Raw genomic sequence first — 15,352 nt, 5'->3', positions numbered from 1 at the left:
TGAATGGAGCAAGAAAAATGATGAACCAATCTCTCTCGATCGGCCGCCTGCTGCGCCCCGTGCGCATCAGCTCGGCCCTGCTGGCGGCACTGCTGGTATTGGCCGGCTGCTCGGTGGCCCCGACCTATGAACGTCCGGCGGTGGACACCCCGGCCGCCTTCAAGGAAGCCGCCCCTGCGTCGCAGACCGGCGAGAACGGCAGCCAGTGGAAAGCCGCGCAACCGGCCGAAGACATCGCCCGTGGCGAGTGGTGGAAGATCTTCGGCGACGACAAGTTGAACGCCCTCGAAGACACCGCCCAGCAAGCCAACCAGGACCTCAAGGCGGCCGCCGCGCGCCTGGGCCAGGCGCGCGCCCTGACCCGCGACGCGCGTTCGGGCTACTTCCCGCAGGTGGATGCCGGGGTCGGTGCGACCCGTCAGCGCCCGTCGCCCGCCTCGCAAGGCTTGCCGGCCGATGCCAATACACAACCGTTCACTCTCTATCGTGCTCAGGTGAACGTTTCTTACGAAGTCGACCTGTTCGGCCGGGTCGCCTCGACCGTCGATGCCGCCACCGCCGATGCCCAGCGCAGCGAAGCGCTGTTCCATTCGGTGCTGCTGGCCCTGCAGGCTGACGTCGCGCAGCAATACTTCCAGGTGCGTGAACTGGACGCTGCCGCCGAGCTCTATCGCGGCACCGTCGAACTGCGCCAGGAATCGCTGCGCCTGGTGCAGCGCCGCTTCGATGAAGGCGACATCAGCGAAGTGGACGTGGCCCGCGCCCGTTCCGAACTGGCCTCGGCACAATCGGAAGCGCTGGGCATTGCCCGCCAGCGCGCCACCGCCGAACACGCCCTGGCCATCCTGCTGGGCCGCACCCCGGCCGAGTTCTCGCTGCCGCCGCAACCGCTGACGCGACTGAGCGTGACGGTGCCGGCCGGGCTGCCCTCGACGCTGCTGGAGCGCCGCCCCGACATCGCCGCCGCCGAACGCGCCATGGCCGCCGCCAATGCCCGCGTGGGCGTGGCCAAGTCGGCCTTTTTCCCGGCGCTGAACCTGACCGGTGGCCTGGGCTATGAGTCGGCGCAACTGGGTGACCTGTTCAACTGGTCCAGTCGCACCTTCCTCCTGGGCCCGCTGGTGGGCACGGCGCTGTCGATGCCGCTGTTCGATGGCGGACGCCGCCAGGCCGGTGTGGATCGCGCGCGCGCCAGCTATGAAGAGCAGGTGGCAACCTATCGCGGAACGGTCCTGAATGCCTTCCGCGAAGTGGAAGACAACCTGGCCAACCTGCGCATCCTGGACGACCAGAATCGCGCCCAGGATGAAGCCGTGGCCGCATCCTCGCGCGCGGCCAAACTCTCGCACACGCAGTACCGCGAGGGGGCGGTGAGCTACTTCAGCGTCATCGATGCCGACCGTACCGTGCTGCAGACGCGACGCGCCTCGGTCACGCTCGATGGCGAACGTGCCCGCGCAACAGTCAACCTGATCCGTGCCCTGGGCGGCGGATGGGGTGGACCGGCGACACAGCTTTCCTCATCCAGGTAAGTCCATGCCGGACCTGTGCTCCTGCGGCAGGTCCGGCCCACTCAACGCAGCCAACCAGACATCACCATGACCATCACCCTTTACCAGGCCAGCATCCCGTTGCTGGTCCGCGGCCTGAACACCCTTTCCACGCTGCTCGACAAGGCCGAGCAGCATGCTGGCCAACACCAGCTGGATGCGCAGCAATTGCTGTCGGCCCGCCTGTACGAAGACATGTTCCCGCTGTCGGCGCAGATCCAGCGCGCCAGCGATACCGCCAAGGCCACCGCCAGCCGCCTTTCGGGCGTAGCCGCACCGGCCTTTGCGGATGATGAGTCCACTTTTGACGAACTGCAGGCGCGCATCAACAAGACCCTGCTGTTCCTGGAAACGGTCACCCCCGAAGCCGTTGACGGCCAGGAAGAACGCCCGGTGACCATGAAGCTGCGCGGCGAGGAGCGCACCATGACCGCCCAGGAATACCTGACCGTGTTCGGCCTGCCCAACTTCCTGTTCCACGTCACCACCGCCTACGGCATCCTGCGCCACCAGGGCGTGAAGCTGGGCAAGATGGACTTCCTGGGTCTGTAAGCCCCATGCGAAAGCGGCCCGCATCCTGAAATGCGGGCCGCTGCCCAAAACTTTTTCCCGTGGTATTTCGCCCGCCCCGCGCACATGTCTGTGTGCGCCGGCGGGCTTTTTTACGCCACCTGCGGCAAGCCCGCGCGTTCCAGCAACTGGCTGCAACGCTGCGACAAGGCCACCACGCGCAGCGTCTTGCCGGCACGAACGTAGCGCTCGGCCAGGGTCTGTACGGCCGCGATGGCGGAGTGATCGGCCAGGCGCAGATGACGGCAATCCAGGGTCACCTGCTGCGGATCGTTGGCGGTATCGAAGAGGTCGAGGAAGTGCGTGGTGGAGGCAAAGAACAGTGTGCCCTGCGGCAGGTAGGTACGGCTGCCATCGGCCTCCTCGCGGCGATCAGCGCGGATTTCACGCGCGTGCTGCCAGGCGAAGTTGAGCGCGGTGATGACGATGCCGCAGAGGACGGCCACGGCCAAATCGGTCAGCACCGTGATGATGGTCACCGCGATGATGACCAGGGCATCGCTGCGCGGCACCTTGCCCAGCACGCGCAGCGAATCCCAGGCGAAGGTTTCCTGCGCCACCACGAACATGACGCCGGCGAGCGCCGCCAGCGGAATGCGCTCGATGGCCGGGGACAGGAAGAGGATGAACAGCAGGATCATCCCGCCCGCCACCACACCGGAAAGACGCGAGCGCCCGCCCGAGCCGAGGTTGATCATGGTCTGGCCGATCATGGCACAGCCGCCCATGCCGCCGAACAGGCCCGAGACGATGTTGGCCGCGCCCAGCGCGAGGCATTCGCGGTTGGGTTGGCCACGGCTGGCGGTGATCTCGTCGGTGAGGTTGAAAGTCAGCAGGGTTTCCAGCAGGCCGACGATGGCCATGAGCACTGCATAGGGACCGATGATGCGCAGCGTCTCCAGGTTCATCGGCACGCTGGGCCAGTGCAGCGGCGGCAGGCCACCAGCGATCTGCGCCATGTCGGCCAGGGTGCGGGTGTGCAGGCCGCTGAGATAGGTCACCAGGCCTACGCCGAGAATGGCCGCCAGCGCCGGCGGAATCGCCTTGGTCACGCGCGGCAGCAGCCACACGATCAGCATGGTGGCCAGGGTCAGGCCGATCATGATGGCCAGCGCCCCGCCCTGCAACCATTGCGGACCGGCGGGCGACTCGACGCGGAAATGTTCCAGCTGCGACATCGCGATCACGATGGCCAGTCCGTTGACGAAGCCCAGCATCACCGGGTGCGGCACCATGCGCACCAGCTTGCCCAGCCGCAGCGCGCCGAAGAGCAGCATGATCACGCCCGACAGCACCACCGTGGCCAGGAAATACTGTGCACCGTGCTGGACCACCAGGGCCACGATGACCACGGCCATCGATCCGGCCGCCCCGGAAATCATGCCTGGCCGGCCCCCGAACAAGGCCGTGATGGTACAGATGAAGAAAGCGCCATAGAGCCCCATCAGCGGGTTCAACTGCGCCACCAGTGCAAAGGCGATGCATTCGGGCACCAGCGCAAAGGAGGTGGTGAGGCCGGCCAGCACGTTCTGGCGCAGGTCGCGCAGGCGCGATGTGGTAGGGGCGATGGTCGTCATGAACAAGATCAGCAGGAAATCAGCCGCCGCACAAGAAGGCAAGGCGGCCGCTACGGGACAGCAAGGAATGGCCCGCAAGATGCCGCGCCGGCAAGTCACGCGGGGCATGCCCTGCAGCGGGCAGGAGTGAAGCCGCTATTTTACCGCATTGCAGCAAAATGGCTCCCTGTGCGCTTTTCCAGGCTCATTCCCGCGAATACAGCACGCGCAGCGCCACGCGCCGTTCGTCCGGAGGCAGCTGGTTGACCGCGCGCAGGTAGGCAATGGAGGCGTCGCAAGTGGCATCGGGATCGGCCTGGCGCCGCAATGGCGACGACAGCAGTTTCAATTGTTCCTGGGTCAGCGGCGCGAGCGCCTTGCGCATCACGCGGGTGCGCTCGGCCAGGCTGTAGCGGCCGGCATTGGCGGGGTCGGCGTCACGCAGCAGGCGCTGCGTCATCACCTGCTCGCGGTTGGCGAACTCCTGCGGCAACGCTGATTGCGGGGCTTCGCGGCCGGCCACCGCCTCCGCGCGCGAGCGCGGGTAGATCAGTTCGGTGCAGGCCGCCGCACTGATGCCGCGCAGGGCCACGGCTTCGTCCAGCAGCAATTGCTGGAACTCGGCCAGCGATTGGTCAGAAGCGATGGGCAACAGGCGCCGACTCAACAGTCCGACCTGCTCGCGGCCCACAGCGAGGATCTCGGCATCCGACGCATGGGCTTGCGCCCGGGCCCAGGCCAGGTCGATGGTGCGGGCGAAGTCGGCAGGGTGATAGCGCGCCATGATGTCGAACAGGGCGCCCTTCTTGAATTCGGCCTCCAGCACGTCGCGCGACGTGGCGATGGTGGCGAGCTGGGCAGTCTCGCCGCCCGGCGCCAGCCGGGTCAGCACGCCTGCCTGCAGGAGCTGGCCGAGTTCGGGATACCAGCTTTGCGCGGCCGGCGTGTCGGCGATGCGCTCGATGAAATCATGCGGCAGGCCCAGCTTGCCGTAGGTGTCGAAGGTCAGCTTGCGGTCGAAGCTCTTGTTGATGCGGTCGTCGCCGCCGACGGTATAGAGCGTATGGAAACCGATGTGCGCGCGCGGATCCATGGCGCGGTCGCGGCCGGCCAGGAAGGCCAGCGTGCAGGAAGAGGAACACTCCTGCTCCACATAGGTATTGAGCCGGTGGCGACGGATCACGTCGCCCACCAGCTTGCCTTCGCGCACCCAGCCGCCGGCCGAATACAGCACCACCGTGCGCACCGACGGATGCTGCTGCAGGACGGCCTCCAGGCCATCGGCGGCACCATCGTTCATGCCGCCTTGCAGCAAGACCGACCGGCCATCCACCCGCACCTGGTACACCACCGGCGGGCCCAGCTGCTTGCCCAGCGCAATGTCGAGTTGTTCACGTAGCGAATGCGCCGCCCGCCAGGTGCTGGTGGCCATGCTGATGGCGCCGCACACGATGAGGAATTTGACCACCACCTCGGCCCAGCGCCGTCCGCCGCGCGCCACGTGCTTGCTGGCCGAGCGCCAGCAGCCGCACACGCCCCAGGTCCAGGCCAGGTAGCTGAAGGCCGCAATGCCCAGCACGCCGGCCATGCCGTAGCGCGCCGGCATGTCGTTGGTCAGCCGCGCCAGCACGGAAATGGCCAGGGCCGGTACCAGTGAGGTCAGCAGGACGGTATGCAGCCAGTAAGAACGGCCGAGCGAATAATCGCCACGCCAATGACGGCGCAGGAAACTGGCGGGTGGGCGAGCGGGAACGGGGAATCGGGTTACTGCCTGGGACACGTGATGCTTTTCCTTGATGCGCCGGCGCACGTGCGACGGCGTCTGCAATGAAGGGAAACTTTATGAAGCCATCAGCATAACCCAGCTTGCGTCGGCTGTTGCGCTTTCAGCCGCCATGGCCTGGAATGCGCGACAGGTCGACCTCGTCGATCTGGCTGGGATGCATGAATTGCTCGGCGTACTTCTCATAGATGCGTTCACGCACGAACAGGTCGAACAGGTCGGGGTCGATGTGGTTGCGTGCCTTGAATCCGGCCAGGATGTCCACTGCCTCGTTGAGCGTGTTGCCGCGCTTGTAGGGACGGTCGGCGGCAGTCACGGCCTCGAAGATGTCAGCCACCGCCATGATGCGCGCCTGTACCGACATCTGCTCGCGCGTCAATCCCTTGGGATAGCCCTTGCCGTCCATGCGCTCGTGGTGGCCGCCGGCGAACTCGGTCACGCGCGCCAGCTGCTTGGGCCACGGCAGCGACTCCAGCATGCGGATGGTGATGACGATGTGGTTGTTGATGATGGCGCGCTCGGCATCGTTGAGGGTGCCGGCACGGATGCGCAGGTTGCCGGCCTCCTCGTCATCGAGCAACTTGCGGACCTGGCCATCGGGACCACGCCAGCTGTGCTCGGCAATATCGAGCACGCGCTGCTGGTCTTCGGCGCGCATGCCCTCGTTGCCGAAGTTGATCCGGCGCAGGAAGTTGCGCTCCTCGTCCAGCTGCAGCCGTTCGGCCTCCAGGGCGGCATCCAGCTCGGCCGCCTTGTCGGGCGTCAGGGACGCACCCAGCGCCAGCTTTTCCTGCAGCACGCGGATCTCGGCATCGCGCTTGAGGACTTCGAAACGGGTATCGACCAGGTGGATGCGGTCGAAGATGGTTTCCAGCTTGGTGGCTTTTTCAACGATGTGGCTGGGCGTACCGATCTTGCCGCAATCGTGCAGCAGCGCGGCCAGCCACAGTTCGCGGCGGTCGGCATCGGTCATGCGGAAGTCCGCTAGCGGACCTTCGGTGGCATTGTGCGCGGCCTCGGCCAGCATCATGGCCAGCTGCGGAACCTGCTCGCAGTGGCGGCCGGTGTGCGGGGACTTCTCGCCGATGCCGATGTTGATGAGCTTGATGAGGCTTTCGAACAGGTTTTCCAGGCGCCCGATGAGCTGCTGGTTGGTCATCGCCATGGCCGCCTGCGCGGCCAAGGCCTCGATGAAATGCTGGTCCGTCTCGGAAAAAGGGACGGTCTGCCCGGTCTCGGGGTCGATGGCATTGATGAGCTGCAGCACGCCCACCAGCTCGCCTTCGTGGTCCTGCATGGGCACGGTCAGGATGGATTGGGAGCGGTAGCCATACTTCTCGTCGAAGAGCCGCATGCCGTTGAAATTGAAACCGGTGGCCTGGTAGACATCGGCAATGTTGACCGAATGCCCGGTGTTGGCCGCATAAGCCGCCACGGCCGCCAGGTTGGGCTTGCCATCGGGCAGGGTCAGGGCGATGTCGGGAATGGAAATCGCCTGGCCGCTGCTGCCGCCCTGGTGCATTTTCAAGGTCTGGTTGACCGAGATGTCGAAGCACAGCGCCTCGCCGTTTTCAGTGGTGCGGTAAAGCGTGCCGCCGTCGGCGCGGGTGATGTCGCGCGCGGTCAGCAGGATGCGTTCCAGCAACAAGGGAATGTCGCGCTGGCTGCCCAGCGCGCGGCACAACTCGGTGAGCCGCTCCAGCCGATAGGCGATGTCGCGGTGCTCGCCGGCGGTGGGCGCCAGATCATGCCTGCTGGCCGGCGCGCTCATGCTGCCCGCTCCCCGGCTCGGCAGTGCGTGCACTGGCCGGTCTGGCAGGTATGGGCTGCTGGATGGACTGCTGGCAACATGCGGCTCCCTGAAGCGTTGGCGGGTGAACACGGCGTGGTCATTGCGACAAGGCAATGCCGGCGCGCTTTTTACGGATGCTTTTTCGGCATCATCGAGATTCTAGAACGAGAGTGCACGCTGTCTTGCAGCGAACTTGGGGGGAATTGGCCGCCAATTCTGCGCTTGGCGCAATCGCAGCGGCAAGTGCGCCGGGACAGCGGATCAGGGTTCTCCCGATTGCGCGGAGGCGCCGAATCCCTTAACATCCCGGTATGTTGCATGATTTGCCACATCGTCCGCAAAGCCAGTCCTGACAAGGGTTTCCGGACTGCAATAAGCTTCCTTTCAAGTCAACACCGCGGGGGCGGCGACGGAAGCTTCCATCCTATGAGCGGCAATCACAATGCGTGTAGAAATTTTGGGCTGCAGCGGGGGCATCGGTGGCAATGGCATGCGCACCACTTCCCTGCTCATCGATGACGATATCCTGATCGACGCCGGCACCGGCGTAGGCGACCTGCCGCTGGCGCGGCTGGCGAAGATCGATCACGTCTTCATCACGCATGCGCACCTGGATCACATCGCCTGCCTGCCGCTGATGATCGACAGCGTGGGCGACATGCGCAGCACGCCCCTGACCATGCACGCCACGCCGGCCACCCTGGAGATCATCCGCAAGCACATCTTCAACTGGCACATCTGGCCCGACTTCAGCGTCATCCCCACGCCCGAGCGAGCCTTCCTGCGCTTTGCCACCCTTGAGCCGGGCCAGCCGGTGGAGATCGGCCAGCGCAGCATCACGCCGCTGCCGGCAGCCCATACGGTGCCAGCGGTCGGTTACGCGGTCCGCAATCATGCCAGCGGCGCATCGCTGGCCTTCAGCGGCGACACTTGCGTCTGCCCGCCGCTGTGGGAAACGGTCAATCGCATCGCGCAGTTGCGCTATCTCATCATCGAAGCCGCCTTCGCCAACCGCGACCGCGAACTGGCCCTGCTCTCCAAGCACCTGTGCCCCAGCCTGCTGCTGGAAGAACTGCAGCACCTGCAAGGCCGTCCCGAGGTCTTGATCACGCATGCCAAACCCGGGCAACTGGAAGAGATCTCCGCCGAGATCGCCGCCGGCGACAGCGTGCATCGTCCGCGCATGCTGGCCGCAGGCACCGTCCTGGAATTCTGAACCGCCGTCGTACCAGCGAAAAAGGCGCCGCACATTGTGTGCCGGCGCCTTTTTCATGGCCGATGACGGTACCCTGCGATTACTGGGTCACGCAGGCATCAAGCTTGGCCGCACCGATTTTCTGGGTACCGGTATTGCCGTTGCTGCTGATGGCCTGGGGCATGGTGACCGTCACGCCCTGGGACGGCGGCACGATCACCGGCGGCTGCAAGAGCGAGGGCACGAAACCGAACTGGCCGGCACTGTAGAGCTGCGTTCCGCTCGGGTTGGTGACCTGGATGGCACCGGTGACCACATCCACGTGCAAGCCATTGGCCGGCGGCTGGCCGTTCGGGGTCGGTACGCCGCCGCAATCATCCTGGCAGAACAGGGCGCCGAAGTGGGTGCCGCGAATACCGATGGTGGCCGTGGGTGTATCGAAGTTGACGGCTTCATGATTGCGCTTGCCCACCAGGCCGGTCACCGCGCGCAGCCCGCCCTTGACCAGGCCGATGGCCACGGCATCGTTCTTCGGTTCCTTCTCGTCGTAGAGATATTTGCTCACGGCCACCTCGGAGCCCGGGCGCAGCACGATCTCGCCGTTGTCGACGAACTTGACGCGGGCATAGGTCTCGCGCTCGGTGATGAGGGTGTCGCCTTGCAGGATGGCCGACTTTACCGACAGCACCACCCGCGTGCCATCGGCGTGGCGCACGCTCAACACGCCCGAGAGATGGGTGACCTGACCCACCACCGGCTGCGGCTGGGCGAAGGCAGACGCCACCACCAGCAGAAGCAGCAGCGCCAGGGTCAACCCGGCCAGAGTGCGCCGGACCGAGGCCGGCGAAGTTTGCTTGAAGGCATTCATGAAGATCACATCATCCGGTTATCAGGTGCACATCGGGAGCGGTTTCTTGGCCTGCTTGCGGTCATCGCCCTCGTCGCCAAAGTGGTCCGTCGTACCGCCCACAGTTTGGGTGGCGGCCCCGGTCTGCTGTACGACATTGCCGCTGGTGGCGGGCACGGTATCGGTGATCTGCGCGTTGTTCAGACTGGCCTGCAGGTCACGGCTCTGCTGGTTTTGTTGCTGCTGCACGGCCAGCGCGGTCTGGCTGTTGGCCGAGCTGCTGCTGGTATTGCCGGAGCTGGAGCTGCTGGAGCTGGCCGCTACCGGCGTGCGCGTCCCGTTGGCGTCGACGATGGTGACGCCTTGGGCGTAACCGATCACCTGGCCGGAATCCACCGAAAGAAGCGCCACGCCCGGCGGCGAGGTGGAGATGTTGGCGTTGATGGTCATCGAATCGCCCGCCGACAGCGTGATATTGCCGCCGGTAGAAACCAGCACGCCATTGATCGTCAGCGTGTCGTTGCTGCCCGACGAGGCGCTCGCGGTCAGGGTAATGGTTCCGGTGGCGCTGACACCACCCGACCCGATGGTCAGCGGGCTGTGCGTGACCACGCTGACCGAACCGTTGCTGCTCTTGATCTGGCCGGTGCTGTTGATACCCAAGGTGGCCAGCTTGCTGTCGGTGCTGATGACCGTGCCATTGGCATTGCTGGGCAGACTGCCGAGGAAGCTGGCGCGGGTGCCGATGGCCGAAGTGACCACACCGCCCGTGTTGTCGATGCTGATGTTGCCGCGCGCGGTGGTCACACCGGTGATGCTGACCGCGCTGGCATCGCTGGTGTTGAGCGCGTTCTTCAGCGTGATGTCACCGGTGCCGCTGTTGTTGGCGGCAAAGCCGGCAATCTGGTTGCCGCTGTTGTTGAAGGTGATGCCGCTGCTGGCCGAGGCGATCAATTGCGACTTCACCCGCATCGAGGTGCCGGTGCTCTGGGTAAGGTTGCCATTGGCAGCCTGCAGCACCAGATTGTTGGCGGTGATGTTGCCGATGGCCAGCGAGCCGGTCGCCTGCGACAGCGCGGCATCGGCCAGGGTCAGGTTGCCGCCGGTCTGGCTGAAGGCATCAGCCACGACCAGGCGCGAGCCGACGTTACCGGTCACGGTACCGTTGGACACGGTCAGATTGGACAGGCGTACATCGCCGCCCAGGGTCAGGTTGCCGGCCACCAGCTCCGCCGTCATGTCGGACTGGGCGGCATTGGCCAAGGTGACGGTTCCGTTGAGCAGGACCGTCTCGCCGTTGATGAAGTCCGTGCTGCCGATATTGAGCGCGCCGTTTCCACTGGTGGTGCCATTGAGCACCAGGGCAGCGATGCTGTTGTTCGAGCCACTCATGCGGTTGACGCTGATCGTCCCGTTGTTGCTGGTGCTGTTGCGTACCGTCAGCGTACCGCCGCGCTGGTAGAGCTGGGAACCCGCAGCGATCTGCAGATTGGCGATGGTATCGTCAACACTGTCATGTCTCACGGTCTGGTTGCCCGAGATGACCACGGTATCGATCTGGGTCGGCAAGTAGGTCGAGCCGTTGCCTACGGTGGCGTTGCTGACCCAGTTGTAGCGGTCCTCCCAGCCACCTTCCGAATAGCCGTACTGCTGATAAGTGAAGGTCTCGGCACCGCGCAAGGAGAGGTTCGCCAGGCCGTTGTCACCGTAGACCGCCTTGAACATCTTCTCCTGTCCGCCCGCCGTGACGATATCCCCGGTCACTGATCGGAAGTAGCCAGTCGGTGACGAAGGGCCGCTGATGTTGATGGCATTGATGCTCACTTCGCCAGCGGGTGAGTAGCCGCTCAGCAGACGGGTCTTGAGGCTGCCGTCCAGACTGGTCGAAGAGAATCCGGTCAATTCGATCACGTCATAACTATCGTTGCTGGCACCGGCGATATCGATGAGCATTTTTCCGGTCTCGCCCTGGCTGAAGCTGGCATCGCTGGGGTCGCCGGTTGCCCGCAAAGCCAGACGCCCCACGGTCCCGTCGGCACCCGGTGCGAGGATACCGTCATTGGTAAACGACCCACTGACCGACAACGTACCATTGCCCGAAATGGTCCCGTTGGCCTCGTTGCGGATGTATCCGGCGCTGACATTGCCGCCGGCCATCGTCAGGGTGCCGTAGTTGCTCACACTGGCATTGCCGGTGACGTTCAACACTGCAGCGTCACCATTGAGCACCAGCGTGGCATTGGCATTGTTGTTCACATCACCACTGGAATTGACGCGACCGCTGATGTTGAGCGTACCGTTGTTGGTGATGCCATCGCTACCGACCAACAATCTGCCCTCACCGTTGGAGGCGACGCTGACGGTCCCGTTGTTGGTGAGCGAGGTGATATCGCCCCCGCCGCCGTTGAGCGTGAGCGTACCGGCGCTGTTGACGCGCACTGCTGCGGCGTAGAGGTTGCCGCTGCCAAGGTTGACCGTGCCATTGTTGATGAGCAGATCCCCGTTGACGGAATCATCGGTGACCCTCAGCGAGCCACCATTGAGCACGATGCGCGCGCCATTGTCGATGGTACTCAGATTGCGCGGCTTGACCGCGTCCATGATGCGGGCTTCCGAGAAGCTCTCTTGCGATGACTGCACATAGCCGCTGTTGAGGGTCAGCCCAAGTCGTCCGCTCTCGCTGATGATGTTGGCCCGGATGCTGATGTTGTTGGCGGAGTTGAGCGTCAGTGTGCTGTCCGTGCCGCCGGTCTTGGTGATGTTGGCGGAGACGGTGATGTTGCCGCCCACGCCATCGCTATCGCCGGTGGTCAGACTGACGTTGACGCCATTGCTGAGCTGATTGGAAATGGTCGCCGCCGAAATCGTCGCGCCGCTATCGGTGGAGGTGACCGCGTAAGACGAACAGCCATCAAAGCTGGACTCCGTATTGTTTGTGTTGTTGGCAACCACCTCCAGATCGTGCGGATCGATGAGCCACGTCCCGCCCGTCCCGACCTTCGGCACCTTCACCACATCCAGCCGCTTCAACCCGGAGGTATCCACGAATCCACCCTGCCCTGGCGCGCCCACTGCCGACACATCGCCATCGATGAAGGCGGCATTGGCGGCATACAACGTGACATTGCCGCCCTTGGTGCCATCGGCACTGATGCTGGAACTGGTCGTGGTGGTCAGGTTGCCCGAGGCGCGCAGGAAGATGCGTCCGCCCTCGCGCACTACGCTGGAGGCATTGATGACACCGCTGTTGGTGATGAGGCCGGCGGCCACGCCGATGCGTCCCGCCTCGGCCGTGATGGTACCCAGGTTGGTGACGTTGCCGGCGCTGCCGGTGACGTTGACTGTCACCCCCGGGGTCGCGGTATCGGCCAGCGTCACGGTCTGGCCGGCGGCCAGGATGACCTCGCCCTGCGGACTGGTGATGACACCGCTGTTGGAGACGCTGCCGCCGATCAGGTAGACGCTGCCGCCGGTGGCCGAACTGATCTTGCCCTGGTTGTCCACCAGGCCGGCATTGCCGTCCTTGATGAAATTGAGACGGCCGGCCAGAAAGTCGTTGTCGCTGATGGCCAGGGAGGTCGCAATGAAGCGGGCGGCATCCACCGTACCGCCGGGCCCGATCACCACGCCATTGGGGTTGTACAGCACCACCGTGCCATTGGCCGAGAGCTTGCCGTAGATCTGCGAGATGTCGGCACCGGTCACCTTGGCCAGCAAGGCCGCGGACGAACTCGGCTGGGCCACGTTGACCGCCGCATCGGCACCGATGCTGAACGAGGCGAAGCGGGCAATGGCCTGCGGCGACAACTGGTTGATGTTGAGCGTGTTGCCGTTCTGGCTGAAGCTGAGATTGCCATTGGCCACACTCCAGCCGGTGGGCAAGGTACCGGGCGCAGGCGCGGCGGCCAGCGCCGGGGCCTGCCACGCGCCACACACGGCGGCGGCGGCCAGCGACAGCCGCAACCCGGGCGCGAGCGCCCGTTTCCACGCACGCTGCAACAGACGCGACAGCAGCAGCGGCAAGGGCTTGCGCGCCCGCCAGGAAAGCGTCAGGCGGCGCTTGCCGACGCGTACCGTGATCGACGGGGGCAGCAGTTCGATGGCCGGCGGAACCGGGGCTGGTGCGGGAGTGGATGGTGATGTCATGTCAGAACCCCAGGATGGCACTCAGGTGGGCATTGAGATCGCCCCGCTGTTCGGTGACGGAATGGCCGTTGAGCAGAACCCGCGCCACATCCAGGCGCAAGGTGAAGTCACGCCCCAACGTATAGCGCAACCCCGCGCCGAAGCTGGCCAGCGTGAGCGTCGACGGCACCGTCGAAGCCGCGGTTACGTTGTTGTTGGCACCGCGCGCGGCATCGACAAAGCCGAGCAGACGCAGGTTGCCGCGTGCCTCGCTCTTGGCCAGCAGATCCGGGGTATAGAGTTCGGCATTGAGCACCGCACCGCTGTCGGCTGCCACCGCGCGCTCAGTGAAGCCGCGCACGGTATTGGCACCGGCCAGACCGAACTGTTCCACCGGCGGCAGCGCATGGGGAGAGACCTGCAAGCTGCTGGCCAGGCGTACCTGCCAGTCATTCTGGAAGACCTTGAACCAGCTTGCACCGCCCCGCACGATGATGAAATTGTCCATCGACTGGCGCGCACCGGTGAAGAGCGAATAGCGGTCCGTCACCTGCAGCGCGTCGTTGCGGCGCGGCTCGCCGGTAGCCATGTTGCGGGCGATGCCAAGGTTGTAGTCCAGCACCTGTCCCACGCCCTGTTGCTGCGCGCTGTAGCTCACCGACAGCGGCAATGTGGAATACGGCAGGCAGGTATTGAGCGAGGCGCCATTGAGAAGTCCGCCATTGATGCTGCAGCTGGAATCGACCTTCTTGTAGTCGGCACCGAAGACCAGCTTGCTGCTCCACTCGCCGCTGCGGGCAAAGTAATGGTTCCAGCGCAGCGCATAGATTTCGCCGCGGCCGGTGATGTTGAGCGTGGAGTTGACCGCCAGCGTCTGGCCCGAGGTGACGTTGGATTTGCCGTAGATGAAATCGAGGCTGTCGCCCAGGCCATACATGGGCAGACGATAGCCCAGCGAATACAGGTCGACCTTGGCACCAGAGGGACTGTCGGGCGAGGTGGTGTAGGCCACCGTGGCCACATGGTCGCGGTTGAACAGGTTGGAGTGCTGCACAGCCACGCCGGTACGCCATTGCCCGGTGTCACGGTTGCCGCTGTTGTCGACGTTGAGCATCACGCGCAGGGGATTGTCATCCTTGACCGTGATGGCCGCATCGATCTGGTTGGTGGATTCGGACGCGGTGAGCGTGACGTTGACCTGCTTGGCCGGATTGTCGTTGGCCAGTTGCACCGATTCGGAAATGCGCCGCAGGTTGGGGGCACTGCCCTCCACCAGCTGAGGAATGCTGGCGCGGATGTTCTGCTCGCTGAAATGGCGGTTGTCGCTCACCACCACCTTGCCCACCACCGTCTCGACCACCTGCAGGCGCACTACGCCGCCCGTCAGCTCCTGCTCCGGCACGCTGACCTGCACGGCGGTATACCCGGCACTGCGATAGGCATTCTCCAGGGCTTCCAGCGCCTGCTGGATGTCGCCATAGACGCGGCCGGGGCCGCGGAAAGGCGTGACCGCTTCGTCGACCCTGGCCTGGGACAGCAAGGTGTTGCCCTCCACGGCGAAGCGCGTGATGTCGAATCGTTCGTCGTTGCGGACTGGCGCGCTGCCCGCCGCCACGGCGGCGGAAGCCTGTGGTGCCGGCTGCGGCTGCGCCCACGCGGCGACGGCGCTGCCCAGCAGCGCCATCCCCATCAGAGAATGCCCAAAGCATCGTTTCATTGTCTCTGTGACCCGCCCCCCGGCGAGCTCTCCCAGTTTTCTTGTTGCGCAGCGCGGCGGCAAGCCACGCTGTCACTGCCACCCTCCCATCCGGCCAGCCGCCTGCACTGACGTCAGCACATGGATCGCGCAGACGCAATGCGTGGCCGGCACGCAAGTACCCGGACCACGTAAGCGAACAACAAGACGAAAAGGAACCCCTGAAGCAGATGCGCCC

At 64.9% G+C, this 15,352-nt stretch carries 9 protein-coding genes; 3 read left to right on the top strand and 6 right to left on the bottom strand.

Translation table 11 applies throughout. The annotated features are described in order from the left end of the window. The first annotated feature begins 17 nt into the window (after positions 1 to 17). Both CEJ45_RS14760 and CEJ45_RS14755 read left to right on the top strand, forming a co-directional pair. Positions 18 to 1,532, top strand: a complete 1,515-nt coding sequence (locus tag CEJ45_RS14760; RefSeq protein ID WP_088755840.1) for an efflux transporter outer membrane subunit — start codon at positions 18 to 20, stop codon at positions 1,530 to 1,532. Positions 1,533 to 1,598: 66 nt separating this feature from the next. Next, positions 1,599 to 2,102: a DUF1993 domain-containing protein gene (locus CEJ45_RS14755; protein ID WP_088755839.1), complete on the top strand. Its 504-nt coding sequence runs from the start codon at positions 1,599 to 1,601 to the stop codon at positions 2,100 to 2,102. Positions 2,103 to 2,212: 110 nt separating this feature from the next. On the opposite strand, the gene CEJ45_RS14750 is transcribed toward CEJ45_RS14755, so the two are convergent. From CEJ45_RS14750 to CEJ45_RS14740, 3 genes are all read right to left on the bottom strand, one after another. Beyond that, positions 2,213 to 3,697, bottom strand: a complete 1,485-nt coding sequence (locus tag CEJ45_RS14750) for a SulP family inorganic anion transporter (RefSeq protein WP_187697686.1) — start codon at positions 3,695 to 3,697, stop codon at positions 2,213 to 2,215. A gap of 184 nt (positions 3,698 to 3,881) precedes the next feature. Beyond that, positions 3,882 to 5,456, bottom strand: a complete 1,575-nt coding sequence (locus CEJ45_RS14745; RefSeq protein ID WP_187697685.1) for a COG3904 family protein — start codon at positions 5,454 to 5,456, stop codon at positions 3,882 to 3,884. 106 nt (positions 5,457 to 5,562) lie between these two features. Then, positions 5,563 to 7,230 (bottom strand): HD domain-containing phosphohydrolase, encoded by a 1,668-nt coding sequence (locus CEJ45_RS14740; RefSeq protein ID WP_088755838.1) that lies wholly within the window; start codon positions 7,228 to 7,230, stop codon positions 5,563 to 5,565. 463 nt (positions 7,231 to 7,693) lie between these two features. Here CEJ45_RS14740 and CEJ45_RS14735 point away from each other — a divergent pair, with 463 nt between their 5' ends. Beyond that, complete coding sequence (locus CEJ45_RS14735) at positions 7,694 to 8,467, top strand: 3',5'-cyclic-nucleotide phosphodiesterase (RefSeq protein ID WP_088755837.1); 774 nt, start codon at positions 7,694 to 7,696, stop codon at positions 8,465 to 8,467. 79 nt (positions 8,468 to 8,546) lie between these two features. Here the strand turns inward: CEJ45_RS14735 and CEJ45_RS14730 are convergent, their stop codons facing one another. The 3 genes from CEJ45_RS14730 to CEJ45_RS14720 are packed head-to-tail and all read right to left on the bottom strand — an operon-like array spanning position 8,547 to position 15,135. Beyond that, positions 8,547 to 9,314 (bottom strand): FecR family protein, encoded by a 768-nt coding sequence (locus tag CEJ45_RS14730; RefSeq protein WP_088755903.1) that lies wholly within the window; start codon positions 9,312 to 9,314, stop codon positions 8,547 to 8,549. Between the two features lie 21 nt (positions 9,315 to 9,335). After that, positions 9,336 to 13,439: a beta strand repeat-containing protein gene (locus CEJ45_RS14725; RefSeq protein ID WP_088755836.1), complete on the bottom strand. Its 4,104-nt coding sequence runs from the start codon at positions 13,437 to 13,439 to the stop codon at positions 9,336 to 9,338. 1 nt (position 13,440) lies between these two features. Then, positions 13,441 to 15,135, bottom strand: coding sequence for a ShlB/FhaC/HecB family hemolysin secretion/activation protein (locus CEJ45_RS14720; RefSeq protein WP_088755835.1), 1,695 nt, complete (start codon positions 15,133 to 15,135; stop codon positions 13,441 to 13,443). Positions 15,136 to 15,352: the final 217 nt, after the last annotated feature.

The organism is Herbaspirillum aquaticum, from assembly GCF_002213425.1.
GTDB classification, from domain to species: Bacteria; Pseudomonadota; Gammaproteobacteria; order Burkholderiales; family Burkholderiaceae_D; genus Herbaspirillum; species Herbaspirillum aquaticum.
Note: the sequence above shows the minus strand (reverse complement) of the source record. Positions and strands in the feature narration are given on the sequence as shown.

Excerpts from the sequence above, each read along its gene's own strand:
- CEJ45_RS14760 (WP_088755840.1), top strand. The coding sequence starts at position 18 with ATGATGAACCAATCTCTCTCGATCGGCCGCCTGCTGCGCCCCGTGCGC.
- CEJ45_RS14755 (WP_088755839.1), top strand. The coding sequence starts at position 1,599 with ATGACCATCACCCTTTACCAGGCCAGCATCCCGTTGCTGGTCCGCGGC.
- CEJ45_RS14750 (WP_187697686.1), bottom strand. The coding sequence starts at position 3,697 with ATGACGACCATCGCCCCTACCACATCGCGCCTGCGCGACCTGCGCCAG.
- CEJ45_RS14740 (WP_088755838.1), bottom strand. The coding sequence starts at position 7,230 with ATGAGCGCGCCGGCCAGCAGGCATGATCTGGCGCCCACCGCCGGCGAG.
- CEJ45_RS14735 (WP_088755837.1), top strand. The coding sequence starts at position 7,694 with ATGCGTGTAGAAATTTTGGGCTGCAGCGGGGGCATCGGTGGCAATGGC.
- CEJ45_RS14730 (WP_088755903.1), bottom strand. The coding sequence starts at position 9,314 with ATGAATGCCTTCAAGCAAACTTCGCCGGCCTCGGTCCGGCGCACTCTG.
- CEJ45_RS14725 (WP_088755836.1), bottom strand. The coding sequence starts at position 13,439 with ATGACATCACCATCCACTCCCGCACCAGCCCCGGTTCCGCCGGCCATC.
- CEJ45_RS14720 (WP_088755835.1), bottom strand. The coding sequence starts at position 15,135 with ATGAAACGATGCTTTGGGCATTCTCTGATGGGGATGGCGCTGCTGGGC.